The following is a 23,430-nucleotide window of genomic DNA, read 5'->3' on the forward strand; positions in this document are numbered from 1 at the left end:
ATCTGCTCCCTTTGGATCAATCAACATACGATAATGGGGGGTTACTGAAAAATGAAACTAAACGTTCGCTTAGTCAAATGGAATTTCCGATCGGTCAGAAGCAGATTGATTCTGACGTTTGCGGTCATTTTAATCGTGCCGAGTTTGAGCATCGGTTTATTTTCTTACAATTCGGCGAAACAAACCGTGGATAACCAAATGAAACGGGCGGCTGTTGAAAATGTTCACCTGCTCAATCAAATGATCACGGGAATGATGGAAATTCATATGAAACAGGTCGATTTCTTGTCCCAAACCGTAACAGCCGAAGCGATCGGGCTCAAACAAGGGGACGAGGATCCGAATTTAAGAGAATTGCTGGATCGGTATAAACGACTTCACCCGGAGCTGGAAAATGTTTTTATCGGAGCCGATAACGGGGGAATTATGACGTCTCCGATCGTTAAGCTCCCGCCTGATTTTGATTCCAGAAAAAGATCCTGGTATATCGAAGCGATGGAAAACAAAGGTCAGGTCATTATTTCCGAACCGTACATATCGCAGTCGACAAACAATGTCGTCGTATCCGTTGCAAAGGTTGTCAATGACGGTCATGGCGTCGTCGCATTTAATATTAACCTGAAGGCGCTCAGCGACTTGGTAAAAGAAGTGAAAATAGGGAAACAGGGGTATGTTGCTTTAATTGACGCACAGCGCAAATATTTGGCTCATCCAACTTTGAAGCCGGGCGAACCGGCTCCCGCAGGAACAGTCATTGACGGAATTTTCGCTTCCGCTTCAGGAGCCCTTGATTTTGTAAATCCATATACCGGCTTAAAAAATAAAAATGTATTTACAACAAATGAGCTTACCGGCTGGAAGCTGTCGGCCGTGTGGTTAATGGATGAAGTAACGCAGGAAGCAGCCCCTATTTATAAACGTACCGTTCTCGTAATTGGAGTCGCTCTGCTAGCAGGGGCAGTCTTTGTATTTTTTATTATTCGTTCCATCATTGTCCCGCTGCGTAAATTAATTGACATGTCGCGCAAAATTAGCGAAGGTTATTTAAATGAAAGGGTGAACGTCCGCTCGAAAGACGAATTTGGTGACCTTGGCGCAAGCTTCAATCAGATGACGGAATCGCTCCGAACCGTGTTGCTTGAAGTAAGCGATACATCCAATCAATTGGCCGCTTCTTCGCAGCAGCTGACAGCAAGCGCGGATCAATCGTCCAAAGCGACTGAACATATTGCGGATAGCATGGAAAAGATCGCGGACGGAGCGAATGAACAGGCTCAAACGGTCGAGCAAAGCGCCGAAACGATCCAAGTCATGTCGGCGAAAATCAAGGACATTGCATTACGGGCACAATCGGTTGCCGATACCTCATCGATAGCTTCGGAAAAATCGTCGGAAGGCGCCCGCGCAATTCAGAACGCGATTGGACAAATGAGTTCGATAAACGGTTCTGTCAACGGGCTTGCTCAAGTGATTACACAGTTGGCCGCTGCATCTCAAGAGATTGGGCAAATTACGACCGCGATTACGCAAATCGCTCAGCAAACGAATTTGCTCTCGCTTAACGCCTCGATAGAAGCTGCCAGAGCGGGTGAGCAGGGCCGCGGATTTGCGATTGTAGCCAATGAAGTGAAGAAGCTCTCCGAGCAATCCTCTAATTCGGCCGAACAAATTGCGGAATTAATTGAATCGATTCGCGATGAGATCGATAAAGCCCAGCAATCGATGCAAACGGCAGCAAAGGAGGTCGGCGTTGGAATGGAAGTCGTTCATTCGGCAGGCAGTTTATTTTCGGAGATTGAACGTTTCGTTGATGATGTTGGCAGTCAAGTGCGGGAGGTTTCGGAAGCGACACAGCACATCTCGGACGGTACGCAACAAGTGGTGCAATCCATTCAAGCCATCTCTGCCGTTGCACAAACATCGGCGTCCGGAACCCAAAATGTATCCGCCGCCGCAGAAGAGCAGCTCGCCTCAATGGAAGAAATTACAGCCTCCTCCTCAGCCCTTACCCAAATGGCAGGAGAATTGCAAGAAATCGTCGACAAATTCAAGCTGTAGCACTTTATTGATATTGACCGGAGTGACCTGGATCCGACTATTGATTTCAAGCGCCCGAATGGGCGCTTTTTTTTCACGGTTAACTTTACACATACGTAATGGTTGTCATGATAACGTCGATTCCCTAATAACATTGAAGAATGAAGCGGCCCGGATGATCCGGCAATGATCATTTCTTTATTTGGGAGGCTGTGACTGCGATGCTATACGATTGTATTATTGTCGGAGGGGGGCCAGCGGGCTTAAACGCGGCTCTCGTGCTAGGCAGGGCGAAGCGGCAGGTGCTTCTGTTCGATGACAATAAGCCGCGAAATGCCGTAACGAAGCATTCTCACGGATTTATTACCCGTGACGGCATCAGTCCGGCGGGCTTTCGGGATATCGCCCATTCGGAAATCGGCAGTTACCCGTCCGTACATATCCGGAATGAACGGATTACGCGCATTCGATCGTCGAATAAAAACTTTTTTGAGGCGTACACCGGGGCGGGGGAGACGTTCACCGCCCGCAAGATTATGCTGGCGACGGGACTTAAAGAAATTTTACCGGATGTAAACGGCATTCATCATTTCTATGGCCGAAGCTTGTTTAATTGCGCTTATTGCGACGGCTGGGAGCTGCGGGACAAACCGCTCGTTGTGATCGGGGAGAACGCGCATCTGTTTCATTTGGCCAAAACGGTTTCGAACTGGAGCCGGGATGTCGTTGCCTGTTCGAACGGATACCGGCCGCTGACATCCGAACAGAGCAGCATGCTGCTGCGAAAAGGGATACGGGTGATCGAGCATCGAATTGCGGCACTGGAAGGGAAAGACGGACGATTGAAACGGATCGTATTTTTCAATAACGAGAAGCTGGAACGTGAAGGCGGGTTCGTGTCTCCGCAATGGACGCAGGCTTCTTCCTTGGGAGAGGAGCTTGGATGTTCCCTGAGCGCCAGAGGCGGAATTCAGACCGATGAATTCGGGAGAACAACGGTACAAGGCGTCTATGCTAGCGGAGATACTTCGATTATCGCTCCATCGCAGCTCATTATCGCAGCGGCGGAAGGAAGCAGGGCGGCGATGGGCGTCAATGCCGATTTGATTCAGGACGAATTCGAACCGGAAGGTTATTTGTAAACCGGTCGAAGTCGTCTTTTTCTTTAGCTGATTATATTGCGTTATTTACAAACCGATGGTCGGTTTGTATAATAGTGATAACCGACAGAAATCAGCAATGATTTGATCCACCAAATAAGGAGCCATTATGAAAAGAGAACAAAAACGGGAGCAGACGCTGCAATTGTTGCTCGATACGACCAAAACGCTCATCAGCGAAAAAGGATGTACGCAAACGACGCTCAGCGATATTATGCAGCAGTCGGGGCTGTCTAAAGGCGCAATATTCCATTATGTCAGCAGCAAGGACGAACTGTTCTCCCTCGTTCTCAAAGCTGCAGTGGACGAGACAAACAACCGGTTTTTCGATGCGGTGCATCTCGGGGAGAAGGAATTTGACGCCCCGATGCAGGAGATTGCCAAGGGCATCTCCATTCTGGGCGATGCGGGCGATGTCACCAATCTCATCCTGATGTATTTGATCAGCAAGAGCGACCAGCCGGCAGTTAAAGAAGTATTGAATCATTTTTATGAGCATTCGGTTCGTACGTCGAAGAAGTGGATTGCAACCGGCCAACAGCACGGAATCATTCCGCCTCATATAAATGCCGACCAAACGGCAGAGCTGTTCGTTCTGCTGTCTTACGGCCTGCGGGTACGGGCGGCAATGAATTCCGAGTCCGCCTTTGGCATTTCCGACTTTGTCGGATTTATTACCGGAATACTGCAGCCAGGCGGCAAGGACAAGGAAAACAGCGCGAATAGCTGAATGCTGTACAAATGGATTGAACAAGAGGAGATGTGATTTCGATGGCCCCGTTTATTATGCTGGCCGGTTCGTTTTTGCTGTTCCGGTCGCTTGGATGGATTGGCTTGCCGTTTTTCGATCGTTGGATATTCGATCTGCAGCTTGCGGTTGCGTGCATGTTTGTGCTGACAGCGTCGGCCCACTGGGGAAAAAGACGTCCGGACTTGATCAGGATGGTGCCGCGGTCGTTTCCGAAGCCGGGTTTGATCGTCACGCTGACAGGGTGGCTGGAGCTGATCGGCGCCGCCGGCATTGTAATTCCTGCTGTTTCGCAGCTAGCCGCCATTGGTCTTTCGCTCTTGCTTCTCGCCATGTTTCCCGCGAACATTCGGGCCGCCCGGGAAGGAATCGCGATTGCCGGCAAGCCTGCTACGCCGATTGGACTCCGCACCATTCTGCAAATTGTTTTTTTGACCGCGATATTGCTTGCGGGTTTTTCATCGAACGTTTAATCGAATAAGCATAGGAAAAACAATTAGTTTACATAACTATAGGAATGTTAACTTATTTTCTTAAATCGCTAAAAAATCGACGTGCGCCATACGGATGAGATCAACTGCATCCCGGATGGCGTCTTTTTGTTTCTAAAACTTAGTCACACCTCGCCCGGCAAGTTCTTTTGTCAATATCATGTGAGATATTTGGGCTAAAATCACCCTTTTTCACGGGTTGAGACTATTATTCCAATTAAATGTAAGAAAAATTATCTTCATTTGTTATTAAAAAATGTCGGATTTTCTAATTCCGCGTAGGATGCCTGTTATCTTGAATCTAGTAGTTCAAGCGGCAGGAGGGGGCCACACCATGATCTCATTTAAAAATGTGGACAAGCATTACGGCAGTTTTCACGTGTTGCAAAATATTAATCTCACGATTGAACAGGGAGAAGTCGTTGTTGTCATCGGTCCTTCCGGTTCCGGCAAAAGTACGATGCTTCGCTGCATTAACCGATTGGAAACGATCACCAGCGGTTCGTTATCGGTAGGCGGGGTTGAAGTCAATGACAAGAAAACGGACATTAACCGGCTGCGGGCGGACATTGGAATGGTTTTTCAACATTTTAACTTGTATCCGCACATGAAAGTGATCGACAATATTACGCTTGCGCCGGTTAAAGTGCTTGGCAAATCGAAACTTGAAGCGGTCGAAACGGCGGAGTTCTATTTGAACAAAGTCGGCATCGGCAATAAAGCGAACGCTTATCCGTCCGAGCTCTCCGGAGGCCAGCAGCAGCGCGTCGCGATCGCACGCGGGCTGGCGATGAAGCCGAAGGTAATGCTCTTTGACGAACCGACTTCCGCGCTCGATCCGGAAATGGTCGGCGAAGTGCTGGACGTCATGAAGACGCTGGCGCGGGAAGGGATGACGATGGTTGTTGTCACCCACGAGATGGGCTTTGCCCGCGAAGTGGCCGACCGGGTCATCTTTATGGATCACGGTCAAATCGTAGAGGAAGCAGCACCGGCTGAGTTTTTTGCGAATCCGCGTGAAGAGCGGGCCCGCACATTCTTAAGCCGTCTGTTATAAAAAAATCATTTTATTGGAGAGGGGTATTACGAATGGTAAAAAGATCGAAATGGTGGATCACAGGATTAGTCGGATTGATGTTCATTCTGGCATTGGCCGGATGCGGGGCGAAAGAATCGAATTCCGGTTCGACTGCATCGGAGGCGACAAACTCAACGTCGGGAGCAGGAAGCGAAGGGGAATCCTCCGGAAGCCAAACGCTTGATGCGATTAAAAAGCGGGATAAACTGGTTGTCGGCGTGAAGTACGATACCCGCCTCTTTGGTCTGAAAGATCCGGCCTCCGGCAACGTGGAAGGCTTCGATATTGACATTGCCAAAGCGCTTGCGAAGAAGGTTCTGGGCGATGAAACCAAGCTTGAGCTGAAGGAAGTGACGTCCAAGACGCGGATCCCGATGCTGAAAAACGGCGACATCGACGCCATCATCGCGACGATGACCATTACCGAAGAGCGCAAGGAGCAGGTCGAGTTCTCCGATGTTTATTTTAAAGCCGGACAATCTCTGCTCGTTAAAAAAGGAAGCCCGATTACCGGACTGCCGGACGTGAAGAAAGGCGTCAAAGTACTGGCGGTTAAAGGTTCCACGTCTGTCGACAACATTAAAGAAAAAGCACCTGAAGCGACGGTTCTTCAATTCGAAACGTATCTCGATGCATTCAACGCGCTCAAAGCCGGTCAAGGCGAAGTGCTGACGACCGATAACGCCATCCTGCTCGGACTGAGCAGCCAGGATTCGAACTACGTGCTTGTTGGTGATACTTTCACCGACGAACCGTACGGCATTGCCGTCGTTAAAGGCGATACGGGCTTTGCGAAAACGATCAACGATTTGCTGGCTGAAATGAAAGCGGACGGTTCCTATGCCGAAATCTACAAAAAATGGTTCAATGAGGAACCAAAAATTTAAGCCATAAAGGAAGCTAACCGACGGGATGAGCCGTGTATGCGGCTCATCTTCGTCCATATAAGGGGATAAGTTAAGGCAAGGGGGCGTAGGCCATGTTGGATTTCTCGATACTTACGGATTATTGGGGCACGTTCATGTTGGGGTTCTGGAATACCGTTAAGGCTAGCGTCATTGCGCTTGCGGCAAGTCTGCTGCTCGGTACGATCGTTGCCGTGTGCCGGATTTCGGTCTTTGCTCCGCTTCGTTGGATCAGTACGGCATTTACGGAATTTGTCCGCAACATTCCGCTATTGTTAATCGTTCTTCTGATGTATTTGGGTTTTAGGCTGCCGGGCTTTGCGGCCGGAGTGACGGGACTGAGCATTTATACCGCTGCCTTTATCGCCGAGGCGATTCGCGCCGGCATTCAGTCGATCCCGAAAGGGCAGAGCGAAGCGGCGCGCGCGACGGGGCTGACTTATTTGCAGACGATGCGTTTCGTCGTGCTTCCGCAAGCGTTCAAAATCGTCATTCCCCCGCTCGGCAACCAGTTTTTGAACCTGGTGAAAAACTCTTCGATTCTTGCTGTTGTCGCCGGCATGGACATTATGTACTACGCCGATATTATTTCAACGGATACCTTTGTCGTGTTCAGCGTTTATATTTTTGTCGCCTGCTTCTATCTGCTGCTGACGATCCCGCTTAGTGCAGCGATCAGCTACTTGGAACGCCGGCTGCATACAAGCCGATAAGCTTATGCTTACGAAGTGGTTTTGCCTCCGGCAAAGCCTAAGTCGATGCTTACGAAGTGGTTTTGCCTCCGGCAAAACTTTAGGAGGGGTCAACAGATGAATTTTAGCGATGCTTTTTCACCGTCGAATTTGAAATTTCTGGCTGAAGGCTTCCTGGTGACGCTGGAAGTCGCATTTATTGCCATTATACTCAGTTTTATTGTCGGTTGCGTCGTCGGCACGCTCCGTTATACGAAGTTGAAAGTGGTATCGCCGATTCTCGGCGTATGTGTACAGATTATCCGCAATTTGCCGCTGCTGCTTGTTTTGTTCTTTACCTTTTTTGCATTGCCGGAAATCGGAATTAAGATGGGCGTCTTTACGTCCGCCGTTGTGGCGCTTACCATTTTCGAGGGGGCGATGATCGCCGAAATCGTCCGCAGCGGACTGAACTCGATCCCAAAGGGCCAGATTGAAGCGGGCCGCGCATCCGGCCTCAGTTATACGCAAACGTTATGGCACATTGTTCTCCCGCAAGCGTTAAGACGAATGGTGCCTCCGCTCGTCAGCCAGTTCATCTCGTTGCTGAAAGACACGTCGCTTGCCGTAATCATCTCGCTGCCGGAGCTGATGCACAATGTGCAGATTGTCAGCGCACAGCACCCGAATATCGTTTTCCCGATCCTCATACTGGCAGCAGTTGCTTATTTCACGGTGAACTACATCCTTTCGATCATTTCCAAACGGTTTGAATCGAAGTTTGTTTAAGCGGTGCCATTGTAATGGATAGGCCCGCTTGGATGAGAAGAAGTTGCAAAGTTACCGGAAATCATTAGACTTGAATCTAAGCCTGTATAGGCTGGGCTTCCTTCTAAAAATATGATCCGGAGTGGAGACGCCGTGCAGCGACTGCATAAGTACAAATTCATCCAGATTCTCATCGTTGGCCTGTGCACAGCAGTAGCCGGCGAGGTGAAAATAACGCCGTTTGGCGCAGAGTTGTTTCGCATCGGACTTGGAGCCCCCGTTTTTTTGCTGTTTTTGCTCTACAGACGCAGCTTGAATGTAGTCGTGACCGGAATCGTGACCGGAGCCGCGGTCATCCTGTACCGGATGCTCTTGCTCTGGCTGAATCAACCCGAAGCTTTTTCATTGCTTGATGGGTTCCGTATTCATGCCGCCGGAGGATTGTATTATGTCGTTTACGGCTCGCTCTTTTTTTTCATTAAGAACAGACTGAATGATTATCAGCCGCTTGTGCTCGGCTTTGTTGTCGCAGCGATCGATTGCCTGGCAAACATTGCCGAATTGTCCGGTCGTGCATTTATTTATCAGGCAGGCTATTCACACCGGTCTGCGGGCATCATGATCGCGCTTGTCGCCATCGTCCGCAGTTTCTTCATCATCGGTCTCTTCAGCAGCATCTCCATCAGTCGGATGAGAACGATACAGGCGGAGCAGGAGAAACGGATGGAGCAAATGCTGCAAATTTTTGCCGGATTGTACGGCGAGGCGTTTTATTTGCGGAAATCGATGGATACGATCGAACGGGTTACCGCAAACAGCTATGAGCTGTATGAGCAGCTGAAGAGCGACCAGCTGAACGGATATGGGCAGACGGCGCTGCGCATCACTCAACAATTCCATGAAGTGAAAAAAGATTCGCAGCGGATTCTTGCCGGTCTGCTCAAGCTGTTCGACACGGAAGTTGTAACCGAAATGAGTCTGAAGGAAATTATCCACTATGTCGTGAAAGCGAACAGCGAATATGGTAATATGCTTAACAAGGATGTCTCGATCTTCAAAGACATTGACGTCAATTATGAAACCTCATCCTACATTCCGCTCTTGACGGTGCTTAATAATTTGGTCGCCAATGCAATTGAAGCGATTAAGATTAAAGGCTTTGTCAGTCTTAAAGTGTATGAAAAGGATGACCTGACGTTCTTCATCGTCACCGATAACGGGCGGGGAATCGCCGAACAGGACGCGGAGCTTGTGTTTGAGCCGGGTTTTACGACGAAGTTTAATGACAAAGGTATCGCATCGACCGGCATCGGGTTGTCCCATGTAAAGGATATTGTCCGGTCCTTTGAAGGAAGCATTCAACTGACCACGCAGAAGTCGGGGATTAACTCGACCGAATTTACGGTTAGCTTACCCACGAATAAGATTAGAAAGAGAGGGTAGGCCATTGGCGATCTCGTTTTGTATTGTGGATGACGACGCGGCCAGCAGAAGGATGCTGGAAAATATTATCGAGGACAGTGGCATCGGCAAAGTGACCGGCGTCGCATCTGGCGGGGTGGAAGGTGCGGAAGTCATCTTTTACTTGAAACCGGATGTCGTGCTGATCGACCTGCTGATGCCCGATCAAGACGGAATCGAGACGATCGCGCAACTAAACCAGCGCGGTTTTATTGGCAAGTATGTCATGATTTCGCAAATTGAAAACAAAGAGATGGTTGCAAGAGCTTATCAGCAGGGAATCGAATATTTCATCCAGAAGCCGATAAATAGGGTCGAGGTTGAAGCCGTGCTGCGGAAAGTGTGCGAGCGCTGGAAGCTGGACCGCTACATATCGGAAATTAAGATGTCATTTGCCAAGCTGGACATGATCCAGGAACAACCGCCGGAGCCCGAACAGAAAAAGGATGTCCGCGATATCGTTAACGTGATTTTGATGGATATGGGCATTGTCGGTGAAACCGGGAGCAAAGACATTTTGTTTATGATGGAATATTTGATCAAAGAGAAAGGGACTTTTCTCCCGTTGAAAGAATTGTACGAGGTTGCGGCTCAATCGTACAAATCGGTGCCAAACGAGATTCAGAAGGAATCGAGAGCGATCGAGCAGCGGATCAGGCGGACCGTTATGGTCGCGCTGACGAATCTTGCTTCAATCGGACTGACGGATTACAGCAATCCTAAATTTGAATATTATGCGCCGCTGTACTTTGATTTTCAGGACGTCAGGCTGAAGATGAAAGAAATGGAAGATGAAGATCAGACGGGGAAAGGCAAGGTAAACATTAAGAAATTTTTGCAAGTGCTCTATTTTGAAACGTTGAACAAGTTTAATAATTAATATTAATGATGCAGATACGGGCCGGAAGGCTCTTTTTTGTGCATAGGGGAGCAGTCGGATGGACGCTGTAAATGAATCTTAGAGTCCTCCCATTTTCATCCATAATGAATTGGGAGGAGGGGTACGATGAATATTGTTAGGCTGCGTTTTAGCGCTTTTGGGCTAACGGTGCTGTTGGGGCTTGCTTTTTTAATGGTTGGATTTTATGTTGAATTTGGACAAATAAGACGATTCGATGCTGCTGGAAGTGCTTTTGTCGCCCGTTTTGAATGTCCTGTCATGACAGCGGTTATGAAAGGGCTCACGTTTATCGGTTCGCCTGCGATGACTCTCCTATTGACGGTTGCTGCTTCGTTGTTCCTTTATTTTGCGGCAGGTCACCGCAGGGAAACGATTTTCTTTATTACCGTGGTAGCTGGAGCTTTATTATTAAATCCGTTTATGAAAAATTTGTTTCACCGGGAAAGGCCCAATACGAATCGTCTAATCGAGGTAACCGGCTTGAGCTTCCCGAGCGGGCATTCGATGGCGGCGTTTGCGCTGTACGGAACGCTTTGCTATCTGCTGTGGCGTAACGTGAGCCATGCGGCGGGAAGAACGCTGCTGATCGCTTCCGGACTATTTATGACCGCAGGAATCGGGATCAGCCGGATTTATTTGGGCGTCCATTATCCGAGCGATGTGCTCGGCGGCTATTTGGCGACAGCTGCCTGGTTATGTCTTTCGATTTGCATGTTCAATAAAAGGCTTAGCCGCCCGTAATGAATACGAAGACGGCTTCCCTGTTCGATCAGGGAAGCCGTCTTTTTACTTACGCGTCTTTCGGAATAAGATCGAAAATTTTGCCTGTTTCCAATGCTTCAATAAATTTGAGCAGCCACCGGTAATAGCTTATCGCCTGGTTGATTTTCGACTCATCGGCTTCGATCATGGCAAGAAACTTTTCATGGCCTTCATATTCCGTTTTCAATCGATTGATTTCCTTAAGCGATTTTGACAGCTCGCTCATATTTCCGTCCACTGCTTTGCGCCATTTAATCGAGAAATAATCTTTAAAGTTTTGATACCAGTCGGGCTCTACCTCGTATAAATCTTTCCGCGAACCTTTTCCCCAAACTTTATCGATCATTTTCAAATCCATTAACGTCCGGACGCCGGTGCTCATCGACGTTTTGCTCATGCCCATTGATTTACTGAGCTCATCGAGCGTTACCGGGCCGTCACTAAAGTACATATAACCATATAAATGTCCGATAGATAGCGTAATTCCGTATAAATCCATATTTTTGCTTATCGAATCGATAACACGATCACGGTTTTTTTGTATTTTCGCAATTTCTTCTTCGGCTAAGCCTTCGAAATCGTTCATAATTTCCCTCCTGAGGAATATCGGCTGCTTCAGTCCTAACCTTCAACCCGTATTGTAAACAATTCAACCAGTGGAGTAAAGAAGTTGAATGAACTGAATTATGGAGGAAAACGGAGTATTCTATTCATAAAGTACGTAAAGTAAAAACTTTATAAACGTTTTGTACGGATTATGGTCTTTGACTCCTAAATAAGGAAAAGGTTAAACTGTTTCAAGCGAGTCGGCCGGGACAAGATAGCAGAAAAAGTTGGATATCAAAAGCAAATAAAGAAGGAGGTCACAATGACAATTATCGAGGTTAAACAACTGACGAAAGTTTTCGGTCATGACCCCAAGCGTGCAATCCCGCTGTTGAATCAAGGGATGTCGAAAGAGAACATATTTAAAGATATGAAATTGACTGTCGGTGTCAATAAAGCCGATTTCACAATTGAACAAGGTGAGATCTTTGTTATTATGGGCTTGTCCGGGAGCGGAAAATCAACGCTTGTCCGCTTGCTTAACCGTCTCATTGAACCTACTGCCGGCCAAGTGCTGTTTAAAGGCAAGGATGTATTGAAAATGAACCAGGAGCAGCTGCGGCAGTTCAGACGGAAAAATATTGGGATGGTGTTCCAAAAGTTTGCGCTGTTCCCGCATCGTACGGTGTTGGAAAATGCCGCATACGGTCTTGAGGTTCAAGGGATGGGTAAGAAAGAAAGAACTGAAATGGCCATGAACGCCCTTAAGCTTGTCGGCTTGGATGGCTGGGAAAACAGCCGCCCCGATCAGCTAAGCGGCGGGATGCAGCAGCGGGTCGGCATCGCAAGAGGCCTTGCCAACGATCCGGACATTCTGCTCATGGATGAAGCGTTTAGCGCCCTTGACCCGCTAATCCGCAAAGATATGCAGTCGGAGCTGCTTGAAATGCAATCAACAATGAAAAAAACGATCGTATTCATTACGCATGATTTGGACGAAGCGCTGCGAATCGGCGACCGTATTGCGCTGATGAAAGACGGGGCCATCGTGCAAATCGGCACGCCCGAAGAAATCTTGATTCAGCCGGCAAACAAATATGTGGAACGTTTCGTCGAGGACGTGGACTTGTCCAAGGTGCTCACGGCGGCTCATATTATGCGGAAGCCTGAAACGATAACGCCGGAGCGCGGTCCGAGGGTTGCGCTGTCGCTTATGCGCGCAAGCGGCGTATCAAGTCTGTACGTCACCAATAAAGAAAAGAAGCTGCTTGGCGTCGTGACGGCGGAAGGGGCATCCGAAGCGATTAAACACGATCAGCCGCTTGAGGCTGTTATTCAGCGCGATGTGCCGCAGGTACAGCAAGGCACTTTGCTGAACGAACTGTTCGAGATGATGTCCGAAACGAAGCTTCCGGTAGCCGTCGTCGATGAAAGCGGCAAGCTTAAAGGAATCATTATTAAAGGTGCCGTACTGTCCGCGCTTGCGGGCAATACGGAGTTGGAAGCAGGTGCTCAGCGATGAATATACCGAAGCTGCCGTTAGGAGATTGGATTGAATCGGTTGAAGCGTGGTTAACAAGTCACTTTGGAGGCTTGTTTGATATTATACGCACGATCATCGGATCGATGGTAAACGGAATCGAGGACATTTTGACCGCTGCCCCGGCGATTGTAGTCATGGTCATCATTGCGGCATTGGCGTATTGGGTCGGCCGCTGGAGAATCGCGCTGTTCGCGTTTATCGGACTGTTTTTGATCGATAATTTAGGGTTTTGGGATCCGTCTATGCAATCGCTGGCGCTTGTGCTGACGGCGTCCATTCTTGCCATTGTGATCGGTGTGCCGACCGGAATCTGGTGCGCACGCAACAATGCCGTACGCAATGTCGTAACGGTCGTGCTTGATTTCATGCAGACGATGCCGGCATTCGTTTATTTGCTGCCGGCGGTCTCGTTCTTTTCGCTTGGCGTCGTGCCGGGTGTCATCGCTTCTATTATTTTCGCGATTCCGCCGACGATCCGCTTAACCAATCTCGGTATCCGGCAGGTGCCGGAAGAGCTGGTGGAAGCGGCCGATTCCTTCGGCTCCACGCCGCGTCAGAAGCTGTTTAAGCTGCAGCTTCCGATTGCGATGCCGACGATTATGGCCGGCATTAACCAGACGATTATGTTATCGCTGTCCATGGTTGTCATCTCTTCGATGATCGGGGCGCAAGGTGTTGGTGCTTATGTATACAGGGCCGTGACGCAAGCCAAAACGGGCATCGGCTTTGAAGCCGGCCTGGCCATAGTTGTGCTGGCGATCTTGTTGGATCGCTTGACGCAGCATGCATTCAAGAAAAAACATCAATAGAGGGGTGCACCTATTTTGAAAAAGTGGATGTTGTTATTCAGTATCGTATTGATTGCCGTAATGGCGGGTTGTTCGAACGGAGGCGGCAACAAGTCGGTTAAGCTGGCTTATGTCGCCTGGGATTCGGAAATTGCCAGTACGAATGTCGTGAAGGAAGTATTGGAATCGAAGCTCGGCTATCAAGTGGAAATGCTGCAGGTTGACGCCGGGCCGATGTGGGCGGGTATTGCCGACGGAAGCGCCGATGGGATGGTAGCGGCTTGGCTTCCAAGCACTCATGCGTCTTATTTGCAAAAATATCAGTCGAAAGTAGAAGATTTAGGTGCCAATCTGGAAGGGACAAAGATCGGCCTTACCGTACCTGCTTATATGAATATCAGCTCGATTGACGATTTGAACAAGCCGGACGTCGCAAAATCGCTCCAAAACCAAATTATAGGCATTGAGCCGGGCGCCGGTATTATGATGGCATCGGAAAAAGCGCTCAATGATTACGCTCTGAAAGGTTATACACTGTTGGAGAGTTCTTCGGCCGCCATGGCGCAGGAAATGCAAAAGGCTTATGACGCCAAGAAGCCGATCGTTGTAACAGGGTGGACCCCGCATTGGATGTTCGCCAAGATGGATCTGAAATATTTGGCCGATCCGAAGGGCGTTTATGGCGGCGACGAGCAAATCCACACGATCGTTCGTAAAGGACTCGAAGAAGACGAAGCGGCTGCTTATCAATTTTTGGATCAGTTCAGATGGACTGCAGCCGATATGCAAAGCGTAATGTCGGCCATCCAAGACGGAAAGACGCCGGAAGATGCGGCTAAAGATTGGGTAAACAGCAATCCGGACAAAGTGAACGAATGGATTAAAGGAATCAAGAGCGAATAGCAAATTCGCTTTAAAAAGGCAAGAGATCAAGCAGTCTGGCACCCGCCAAAAGGTGTCGGGCTGTTTTGTTTTTTGCTGAACCGAATTTTCGTCGTATTTAAGTTAACATAACTATAAAGATGTAAACTTAAAAATCAAATTCCGCGATAATTGAGAGCAAAAAAAACAGCCGATCAAACCCTAAAGGTTCTGACGGCCGTTTCATTCACCCAACTATCGATTTAATATACTTTTCTCTAATACGGCATTTTTATCTCCGTATACTTTGACGATATGTGTTTCTCCCCAGGCGCATAATGAATCTAAAATGCTTTTAAGGCTCCATCCATATTCGCTAAGCTCATATTCGACTTTAGGAGGGACCTGATTATAGGTAATCCGGTTAATGACACCGTCATTTTCGAGTTCCCGCAGCTGCTGTGTTAACATTTTTTGCGTGATGCCGGGCATGACGCGTTTTAGCTCGCTCGTACGTTTTTTGCCGTGAGTCAAATGGCACAGAATAACGCATTTCCACTTGCCGCCGATCACTTCCAAAGTCGCCTCGACCGAAATATTGTACTTTTTCACCATGATGCCCCTTTCAAATTCATTATAGGAACGATTATGCGCATATAGAACTTTGAAGCCTGTACTTTCAAAACGAATTTATAACATCCATCATAACATGTACCCGCCAGTTTGACGATCATTATTGCTCACAACATGTGGCTCCAATCAGTTAACATAACAATAATAATGTAAACTAAAATAACGAAACCTGCTGAAAACGAAGAGTGGCAAACAAGTGTTCTGGTGTGGGAAATAACTTTTTCTTTTTATTAAAAAAAGCTAACAATCCGGCTCAAAAGGAGGCTGGCTTGTTAGCTTCAATAACTTTTCATACTATCCGCAGCGGTAAACGGGTCCATTATGTTACGCCTTCCGGACCATGGAGTAAACGGAATGCGGGATGAAACATGCTTCCGGTACACGATGAGCGGCAAAGATCGATATTGGCTGCGGATATACGGAAAGTAGGAAGCTGTTTTTTTGTATTTTCCGCCAGTCAGCAGTTGGTGGGATTTCACATTATCCTTCAACTGAAGAGTTAAGAGCAGCGTAATGATTTGTCTAATTGCAGGATCCGATACCGGACACATCACTTCGATCCGGCGGGATAAATTCCGGGTCATCCAATCCGCGCTTGAGAGCCAGACCTCGTCATTTCCGCCGTTTTTGAAATAATAAAGGCGTGAATGTTCCAGAAAACGATCGACGATGCTTCGTACCTTAATGTTTTCGCTTTGTCCGGGAATTCCGGGGCATAAACAGCAGATGCCGCGTACAATCAGCTCAATTTGAACGCCGGCGCCCGATGCTTCATAAAGCTTATCGATCATAGCCGGATCGGAGAGCGAATTCATTTTGGCGATGATTTTAGCGGGAAGACCGGCGGCGGCGTTCTTCATTTCACGCTCGATGAGACTGTAAACCGTATCCCGCAAATCGGTTGGCGAAACGGCTAACATTTTCGATTTAAGGTGCGTTCTGAAATCCGATATTTCATTGAACAGATTGGCGACGTCGTCGGCAATGACGGCATGCGCTGTAAACAAGCCTATATCCGTGTAAAGCTTTGCGGATTGTCCGTTATAATTGCCGGTTGAAAGATGAGCATACTTTTTCAACCCGTCCGGTTCACGGCGCTCGATAAGCGTCATTTTCGCATGAATTTTTAACCCGATCCATCCATGAATGACACGGCATCCCGCTTTTTCCAATTTTTTGGCCCACGCGATGTTACGCTCTTCATCAAACCTGGCTTTAAGTTCAACGATAACGGTCACATCTTTTCCGTTCCCGGCGGCAAGAACCAATGAGCGGACGATTCTCGATTGCTTGCTGACGCGGTAAAGCGTCATTTTGATACTGGAAACGGCCGGGTCGCCGGCCGCTTGTTCGATAAAATCATCAAATGCGTCAAACGATTCAAAAGGGTGAAACACGGCGACATCCCGCTGCTGCAAAACGGAGAAAATAGATTGCTTCTTTAGCTCCACCGGATAAACCGCTTTATGCTTCGGATATTTGAAATGGTCAAATCCCGGTAACGATTGCGAAAATTTCATTAAAAAGCTCAGATCGACGGGTCCGTTGATCACTGCAATGTTGCCCTCAACGTTCAAGTGCTCTGTCAATAAGCGATATGCGTGCGGATGAATATCTTGTTCCACCTCGAGCCGCACCGGCGCACCGCGTTTTCTGCGCCGCAATTTCCGTTCCACTTCTACGAGTAAATCTTCCGCATCCTGTTCTTCCAATGATAGTTCGGAATCCCGTATAATCCGAAACAGCCGCACGTCCGCAACCGTTTGTTCGTTGAAAAAGACCGAAATATGCGCTTTTATTAACGTCTCTAGCATCAGGAACGTATGGCCAAGCGTGCTGCTAACGGGTGACAGTTCAAAATAACGCCCTAATTCGTCCGGAAATTCAATTAAAGCCATCTTAAATTCATCTGGTGACTCCGTATTCGCCGGCCTCAGAACGACCGAAAAATATAAGCGGTTGGATAAAAGAAGCGGCAACGACTCTTTTTCCGTAATTAGAACGGGTTGAATAGCGGGAAACACTTTGCGATAAAAAAAAGTGTCCGCTTCTTGCTTCTGAGCATCCGTCAAATCTTCGTATGACGCAAATGTGACTCTATAGGAAGCCAGCCGGTCCAAAACTTGACGAAGCGTTGCATATTGCTGGTTCACAAGCCGTTCCGTTCTGCGGATGATTCTCTTTAACACTCCGGCAGGCGAATAGCCGCTGAAATCCATTGCAGTGATGCCGTTTATCATGTCATTGCGGATCCCGGCGACGCGCACGCTCATAAATTCATCCAGATTGCTCGATACGATGGCCAAAAATTTCGCCCGTTCCAATAGCGGGGTGTGTTCATTTTGCGCTTCACCAAGAACCCGCCGGTTAAATTCAAGCCAGCTTAAATCGCGGTTGATATATTTGCAGCTTGCCATTATTTTCGAAACAATAAACGCCCGAATTTTTTAAACAAATTAAACGTCACGCTTGGACGGAAGCTAATCGTTTCGACAGGCTTGTCTTTCTCTGGTATTTCCATAGCTAAGTTCCTCCTTCATCGAAAAACACTCGCCTTCACCCTCGTGAAAGCGAGGTTAATGGCTTCGTTACAGAGCCTCTTCGACTGCTTTCGTTACTCCTTGCGTCATCCGGTTTTTTACGATCATTTCTCCGGCCTGATGCCCAACTTTACGGCCAACGGAATCGCCAAGCATTCCGCCTACAATGGAACCGATAATCGTACCGACACCGGGCATGATCGATGTTCCCAAAATGGCACCGTACTCGATACCGGCCATAACGCCGAGTGCGCCCGTCACATTTTCCGACGTGTTGACCGCATATTGCGATTTATCCATTTGTCCGCTTCTTAAACTTTGGGTGTCTTTGAATTGGGAGACGCCTCCGGAAATGAGTCCGCCCCAAAGAGAACCTCCTTGGAACATTCCTTGAATCATGCTTGTTCACCGCCTTATCGGATTGATATGAGTTGTTCCCTTATCAAGTATGCCCTTGTTCGCTGCAGATTTATCTTTCGTCTCTTCTGTTAATTTTTACCGTTTGTACGACTTGATTCCAGACTTTAACCTGTCGTTCACATCAAATATGCACGCTGTCCCTTTGACGGCCAATGTTCGCAGCGCCTTTCTTGCTTCCGGTGATAAGGCAATAATGGCACCCGCAACAGCTGCAATAATGCCGATCCGAGATTTAAACATCATTTGACCTCCATGATTTTGGTAGTTGCTGCCTATTTCGTTAGTTACATTATTTAAAAATAACGGAGATTTATTCATTGATCTGCATTTGCTTATTCGTTTAGTGCAACGTGCCATTTCGCGCATAAAAAAGATGCGTATGAAGAATAGTAATTGCATTGAACTGATTTGGAGGAGCTGTCATATGATGCTGCAGGAAAAGCAAAGATTCCTCCGAGTATTGCCGGGTCGAATACGCATCGAAATTTCCGGATTAAAGGGGAATCCAAATACGGCCCGAATGGTGCGGGATCGTCTGTCATCTGTCGCTGGGATACGCCGTATTGTTCCTTGCAGCGTGACGGGGCGCGTTTTGATCGAATACGATGAGAGCACGGTTGAAATTCAGGCTATCATCCACACGATTCAAAAGGTAGAAAGATTCGTTCAGGAAGGCGATCCCGATTCTCAAGCCGGACAAACAGCCGCCGCTCCCGCAGCTCATGTCCCTGCAGCAGCAGCAGTAAAAGAAGCTGCAGCCGCCTCAGAGTGGTTAGAGGAGCAGGATTTGAGGGATCAATTGGGTCCGGTAGTTTCTTTGGATACCCGACCCCCGAGAGAGAAAGTGCCGCTTCCGCTTGCGGCAGCGATGGGCGGGGTTGCCTTTTTAGGGGCAAAACGGCTGTTTTACGGTCCATCATCTTTGGCTGCCAGTCCGGTACCTTTTTATATGTCGGGCTTGCTGTCGGTTGTTACCGGCTATCCATTTTTAAGACGGGGCTTTGAATCCTTTTCACAGACAAAAAAATGGAATTCGGATTTGGTGCTCGGAACGTCGGCTTTAGCGCTTGCTTTAGTAAGGGAAAATTTGGTTGTTCTTGCGGGACTTAGCATTCTTCAATATATGAACTGGAAACGAAGCCGGCTGGCGATTGGACCGGGAGACGAAAATATGCTTTCTCCGGAAATACAGAGCTACAGCGAGAAAGCGGCCAAATGGGGACTGATCGGAGGAGCCGCAACGTGGGCAATTACCCGCAACCCGCTTAAAGGCATTGCGGTATTGCTTGCCGCGAATCCCCGTCCGGCTACAATACCTGCACAGTACGCGTGGCGGCAGGCCGAAGTCGTCTCCCATGAACGAAACTTGGCTGTCCCTTCGAACGGCTCGCTGCCGCAATTGGCCAGGACAAATACGATCCTCATTGAAGATGCGTCAATGCTGCTTCATGAAGAGGATAGCACGGATTCTCTTACCTGTATCACTAAAGAAGAGGATGAAGAGAGGTTAATCTGTTGTGCCGCTTCATTAATGAAGAACACCGATCATCCGTGGAAGAATGAAGTATGGGATCATGCGGTTCGGACATGCCGAACAATTCGGTCGGCCTTTCATGTTACTGAGGTAGAGGACGGACTAACGGGCGAAATTAACGAAATGCCCGTATTCGTCGGAAGTGCCGCTTGTCTCCAGCGGAACGGCATCTCTTGCGATACCTATTTAATCGATGCCAAGCGGTTGGAACGGAAAGGGTTCAAAGTGCTGTTTGTCGCCAAAGCGGGTCACAAACCTGAACCGTGCTTTGGTTTTATTGCGCGAAAAGAGGCATCCGTTTTAAACGACCTGGGGAAAAAGCTGTCTTTGTTTGTGGAGAAAGGTTACCGCATTGGCGTGCTGCAAAACGAAAACGAAGTTAGTAAGGCGTGCTTGGAGAAGAACGGGTTTGAGACAAGCTGGCTGGAGCTTCAGCCGGGTGAAATGATCGAACGGCTTGCCGGGATGAGGCAGCAGGGGGAAGGAGCGCTTATCGTTGCCGGCTTTGAGCGAAGCCCTTTAAACGAGTATTTGGCGGAAGCGGGCATTCCTTCCATCCATGAGGATCAAATCCCGGATATATTGGAAACAAAGCAATATGCGATGCAAGTGGACCGAACCGTCAACGAGCATTTCCAAATTACGAAAGGATGGAACTTAATCGGTTCCGCATTGGCATCGATCGGTACGTTAAGCGCACCGGTAGTCAATTTGGCTGCGGATGCGTTATCGCTCGTTTTTCTGACCAGATCCAAAAAGGCAGCCGAAACGGCTTGCCCGGCCATCCCGGCAACAAGCTTGCAGGAGGTGGCCGCTTCGAGCGACAAACCGGCATGGCATGCCTTTACCGGCGAACAGCTGGCCAGCCGCTTTCAGGTTGACGCGCTGGGTGGAATTCCGGTATCCCGGATCTCCCAGCTTCAAAGCGTTCACGGTAAGAACGTATTGGAAGGCAAAAAGCCTGTCCCATGGCTCGTGACATATCTCGGCCAGTTTAAGGAATTTACAACCCTTATTCTGCTAGGGACAACTTCGTTAGCGTTATTTACCGGCGGTATTTTTGATGGCATCGCAATGGGGGCAATCTTGCTTGCCAACGCCGCGATTAGCACGATTCAAGAGCGGAAAGCGGAGAAGGTCGTCCAGTCTTTAAATCAATTTCAACCGCCATTCTGCAGAGTCGTGCGCGATGGCGCTGAATATGAAATTTCCGCAGCGGAGCTCGTTCCCGGCGATCTTGTCCGTTTCGAGGCGGGCGACCGAGTGCCGGCCGACATCCGGATTGTGCAGGCTTGGAACCTTCGCGCCAGCGAAGCGGCCTTAACCGGGGAATCGCTCCCGATTGAGAAAAACGCGGCGTCGCTCGAAGAGCATTGCCCGCTTTCGGATCGGACGAACATGCTTTATATGGGCACCGATATCTGCGGCGGCAAAGGCGAAGGTATCGTTGTTAACACCGGGATGACGACCGAAATGGGTCATCTTGTTTCGCTGTTGAAACAGGAGGAAAAAGAGGTCACACCTCTGCAAGAAAAGGTAACCTCCATAAGCAAAACGTTTGTAAAAGGCGCTTTGGCCGCCGGAGCGATCGTTTTTGTTACCGGCTTGCTTCGCGGCGTTCCGATAAACCAAATGGTATCGACTTCGATTGCACTCGCGGCTTCTGCCATTCCGGAAGGGCTTCCGGTGACGATTACAATTGCGCTGAGCGCAGGTATTTTCCGTATGGCCAAAAAGAAAACGCTTGTCCGGAAACTGTCCGCACTTGAAACGCTGGGGAGAACAACAATCATCTGCACGGATAAGACCGGAACGCTCACTCAAAACGAGATGATGGTCCGGACCGTCGCTACCGTCAATAGAGCATGGACGGTTACCGGCAATGGGTACGAGCCTGTCGGAGAAATTCAAGAGGTAACACCGGAAGCAGCTGCAGCACTGGCCGCGGAGTTACAACCGGAAGCCGGAAGTGACGATCCGCTGTTTAATCGCGATTTGAAACGGATGCTCGAAATAGGCGCACTCTGCAACAACAGCAAGCTCGAGCAGGAAGACGGAAGATGGATCATCAAAGGGGATCCGACGGAAGGGGCACTGCTGACGCTTGCAGCCAAAAACGGGATCTGGCTGCAAAACTTGACCGGTTGGCACAGAAGCAAGGAAGTGCCGTTCGACTCCAGTACCGGAAAAATGAGCGTTGTTTGTCACGATCAAGCGGCCGACAGCAGCTGTTACATGTTTACGAAAGGCGGGGTGGAGGCCGTACTTCGCCGCTGCAGCCGCTATCAGGCGAATGGCGAGCTGTTCGAATTGACTGAAGAGCATAAAAAGCAAATATTGCTGCAAAACGAGCAATTTTCTTCCGAAGCGCTGCGGGTGCTTGCATTCGCCTACCGTCCCGTGGATAGGGGAGATGCCGAAAGCTGCATTGACGAAGAGGATCTGATTTACGTCGGAATGGTAGGAATGGCCGATCCGCCGAAACCGGCGGTTGAAGAAGGGATCCGGAGTGCGCTTGCGCTGGGGGTAAAGCCGGTCATGATTACCGGAGATCACCCAATTACGGCCATTGCGATCGGTAAACAAATCGGCATCTACGATGGTACGCAGCAAGTATTATCCGGTCATGAACTCGACCGGATAAGTGACGAAGAACTGATTGATATCGTGGAGAGCGTATCGATCTTTGCGAGGGTAACGCCTGAGCATAAGCTGCGCATCGTGAATGCTTTTCAGAAGCGGGGTCATGTCGTCGCGATGACCGGGGACGGCGTAAACGATACGCCGGCGATCAAACAGGCCGATGTCGGCATCGCAATGGGCAAAACGGGAACAGAAGTGACCAAAGAAGCGGCGGATATGGTGCTGCAGCACGATCATTTCGGCTCCATTGTGGATGGGGTTAAAGAGGGCCGCACGATCATCGGCAACATCCGCAAAGCGCTTGGATGCTTGCTCACCGGCAACCTTGCCGAAATTATCGTGACCAGCGCGGCCGTAATGATCGGCCTGCCGATCCCGCTTGTGCCCGTGCAAATCTTATTGATGAATTTGTTGACCGATGCGCTGCCGGCGATGGTTCTCGCCGTCAATCCCGGTAACAAGAGCGGCATCACGGAAAAGACCGATATCGTGGACAGCGGTTTGTACCGAAAGGTCGTCGTACGCGGCGTCATGCTTGGACTCGGTTCGCTCGGACTGTTTGCGGCCAGCCTGGCGGCCGGAGCTCCTGTCCAAGTCGCGCAAAGTGTCGCTTTCGCCACTCTTGTTGCGGGCCAGCTGATTCAAACTTTTTCATGGAGGCAGGAGGGGAATGGACAAAGCGCGCGCGAATGGACCAAGGACCGCTTCTTGATCGGCGCGCTCAGCCTGTCATGGCTTGCGCTGCTCTCGGCTCTTTATGTTCCGCCGTTAGCAACGTTCTTCCACACGGCGCCGTTGTCGCTTGTCCATTGGGTTCCGGTATTGGCGGTAGCCGGCTCGGTCTCCTTGTTTTCCAAACCGGTTCTGGCATTTCTGTCACGAAAAAAGGTTACGGCTCCAAAATTGCAACTTACCGGGGCAGCGGCATAAGCCGCTGTTC

At 49.1% G+C, this 23,430-nt stretch carries 20 protein-coding genes; 15 read left to right on the forward strand and 5 right to left on the reverse strand.

Annotated features, from left to right (window positions below):
* Positions 1-51: 51 nt before the first annotated feature.
* The 11 genes from VN24_RS21790 (at position 52) to VN24_RS21840 (ending at position 10,961) form a co-directional block, all read left to right on the forward strand.
* A complete protein-coding gene (locus tag VN24_RS21790; protein WP_045672143.1) occupies positions 52-2,058 on the forward strand; it encodes a methyl-accepting chemotaxis protein in 2,007 nt (668 codons plus the stop codon).
* Between the two features lie 200 nt (positions 2,059-2,258).
* The gene (locus tag VN24_RS21795) at positions 2,259-3,179 is read left to right on the forward strand and encodes an NAD(P)/FAD-dependent oxidoreductase (protein WP_045672144.1); all 921 of its coding nucleotides are present in this window, start codon (positions 2,259-2,261) and stop codon (positions 3,177-3,179) included.
* Between the two features lie 127 nt (positions 3,180-3,306).
* Positions 3,307-3,927 (forward strand): TetR/AcrR family transcriptional regulator, encoded by a 621-nt coding sequence (locus VN24_RS21800; protein ID WP_045672145.1) that lies wholly within the window; start codon positions 3,307-3,309, stop codon positions 3,925-3,927.
* A 41-nt stretch (positions 3,928-3,968) separates the two neighbouring features.
* Positions 3,969-4,418: a DoxX family protein gene (locus VN24_RS21805; protein ID WP_045672146.1), complete on the forward strand. Its 450-nt coding sequence runs from the start codon at positions 3,969-3,971 to the stop codon at positions 4,416-4,418.
* Between the two features lie 352 nt (positions 4,419-4,770).
* The gene (locus tag VN24_RS21810; RefSeq protein ID WP_045672147.1) at positions 4,771-5,493 is read left to right on the forward strand and encodes an amino acid ABC transporter ATP-binding protein; all 723 of its coding nucleotides are present in this window, start codon (positions 4,771-4,773) and stop codon (positions 5,491-5,493) included.
* Positions 5,494-5,525: 32 nt separating this feature from the next.
* A complete protein-coding gene (locus VN24_RS21815) occupies positions 5,526-6,401 on the forward strand; it encodes a transporter substrate-binding domain-containing protein (RefSeq protein ID WP_045672148.1) in 876 nt (291 codons plus the stop codon).
* A gap of 92 nt (positions 6,402-6,493) precedes the next feature.
* Positions 6,494-7,132, forward strand: a complete 639-nt coding sequence (locus tag VN24_RS21820; RefSeq protein ID WP_045672149.1) for an amino acid ABC transporter permease — start codon at positions 6,494-6,496, stop codon at positions 7,130-7,132.
* A gap of 96 nt (positions 7,133-7,228) precedes the next feature.
* The gene (locus VN24_RS21825) at positions 7,229-7,879 is read left to right on the forward strand and encodes an amino acid ABC transporter permease (protein ID WP_045672150.1); all 651 of its coding nucleotides are present in this window, start codon (positions 7,229-7,231) and stop codon (positions 7,877-7,879) included.
* 132 nt (positions 7,880-8,011) lie between these two features.
* Positions 8,012-9,301 (forward strand): sensor histidine kinase, encoded by a 1,290-nt coding sequence (locus VN24_RS21830; protein ID WP_158453697.1) that lies wholly within the window; start codon positions 8,012-8,014, stop codon positions 9,299-9,301.
* A gap of 4 nt (positions 9,302-9,305) precedes the next feature.
* The gene (locus VN24_RS21835) at positions 9,306-10,199 is read left to right on the forward strand and encodes a response regulator (protein WP_274520396.1); all 894 of its coding nucleotides are present in this window, start codon (positions 9,306-9,308) and stop codon (positions 10,197-10,199) included.
* A 126-nt stretch (positions 10,200-10,325) separates the two neighbouring features.
* Positions 10,326-10,961: a phosphatase PAP2 family protein gene (locus tag VN24_RS21840; RefSeq protein ID WP_045672152.1), complete on the forward strand. Its 636-nt coding sequence runs from the start codon at positions 10,326-10,328 to the stop codon at positions 10,959-10,961.
* 49 nt (positions 10,962-11,010) lie between these two features.
* On the opposite strand, the gene VN24_RS21845 is transcribed toward VN24_RS21840, so the two are convergent.
* Positions 11,011-11,568 carry a GbsR/MarR family transcriptional regulator gene (locus VN24_RS21845; protein WP_045672153.1) on the reverse strand — a complete coding sequence of 186 codons (558 nt, stop codon included), beginning with the start codon at positions 11,566-11,568 and terminating at the stop codon, positions 11,011-11,013.
* A gap of 282 nt (positions 11,569-11,850) precedes the next feature.
* Here VN24_RS21845 and VN24_RS21850 point away from each other — a divergent pair, with 282 nt between their 5' ends.
* From VN24_RS21850 to VN24_RS21860, 3 genes are read left to right on the forward strand one after another with little or no spacing between them, the layout of a single operon-like run.
* The gene (locus VN24_RS21850; RefSeq protein ID WP_045672154.1) at positions 11,851-13,050 is read left to right on the forward strand and encodes a quaternary amine ABC transporter ATP-binding protein; all 1,200 of its coding nucleotides are present in this window, start codon (positions 11,851-11,853) and stop codon (positions 13,048-13,050) included.
* Complete coding sequence (locus VN24_RS21855) at positions 13,047-13,880, forward strand: ABC transporter permease (RefSeq protein ID WP_045672155.1); 834 nt, start codon at positions 13,047-13,049, stop codon at positions 13,878-13,880. Before VN24_RS21850 ends, VN24_RS21855 begins: the two co-directional genes overlap by 4 nt.
* A gap of 27 nt (positions 13,881-13,907) precedes the next feature.
* A complete protein-coding gene (locus VN24_RS21860; protein ID WP_045673564.1) occupies positions 13,908-14,762 on the forward strand; it encodes a glycine betaine ABC transporter substrate-binding protein in 855 nt (284 codons plus the stop codon).
* Between the two features lie 213 nt (positions 14,763-14,975).
* Here the strand turns inward: VN24_RS21860 and VN24_RS21865 are convergent, their stop codons facing one another.
* The 4 genes from VN24_RS21865 to VN24_RS27750 all read right to left on the reverse strand — a co-directional run bounded on the left by VN24_RS21865 (position 14,976) and on the right by VN24_RS27750 (position 18,553).
* Entirely contained in the window at positions 14,976-15,338 is a 363-nt protein-coding gene (locus tag VN24_RS21865) for a winged helix-turn-helix transcriptional regulator (RefSeq protein ID WP_148505287.1), read from the reverse strand.
* A gap of 293 nt (positions 15,339-15,631) precedes the next feature.
* Positions 15,632-17,770: a polyphosphate kinase 1 gene (ppk1, locus tag VN24_RS21870; RefSeq protein WP_082084007.1), complete on the reverse strand. Its 2,139-nt coding sequence runs from the start codon at positions 17,768-17,770 to the stop codon at positions 15,632-15,634.
* 171 nt (positions 17,771-17,941) lie between these two features.
* A complete protein-coding gene (locus VN24_RS21875) occupies positions 17,942-18,292 on the reverse strand; it encodes a hypothetical protein (protein WP_238590753.1) in 351 nt (116 codons plus the stop codon).
* Positions 18,293-18,388: 96 nt separating this feature from the next.
* A complete protein-coding gene (locus VN24_RS27750) occupies positions 18,389-18,553 on the reverse strand; it encodes a hypothetical protein (RefSeq protein ID WP_158453698.1) in 165 nt (54 codons plus the stop codon).
* Positions 18,554-18,737: 184 nt separating this feature from the next.
* On the opposite strand from VN24_RS27750, the gene VN24_RS21880 reads away from it, so the two are divergent.
* Positions 18,738-23,420 carry a cation-translocating P-type ATPase gene (locus VN24_RS21880; RefSeq protein WP_052703078.1) on the forward strand — a complete coding sequence of 1,561 codons (4,683 nt, stop codon included), beginning with the start codon at positions 18,738-18,740 and terminating at the stop codon, positions 23,418-23,420.
* Positions 23,421-23,430: the final 10 nt, after the last annotated feature.

The organism is Paenibacillus beijingensis (assembly GCF_000961095.1).
Taxonomy (GTDB): domain Bacteria; phylum Bacillota; class Bacilli; order Paenibacillales; family Paenibacillaceae; genus Paenibacillus_O; species Paenibacillus_O beijingensis.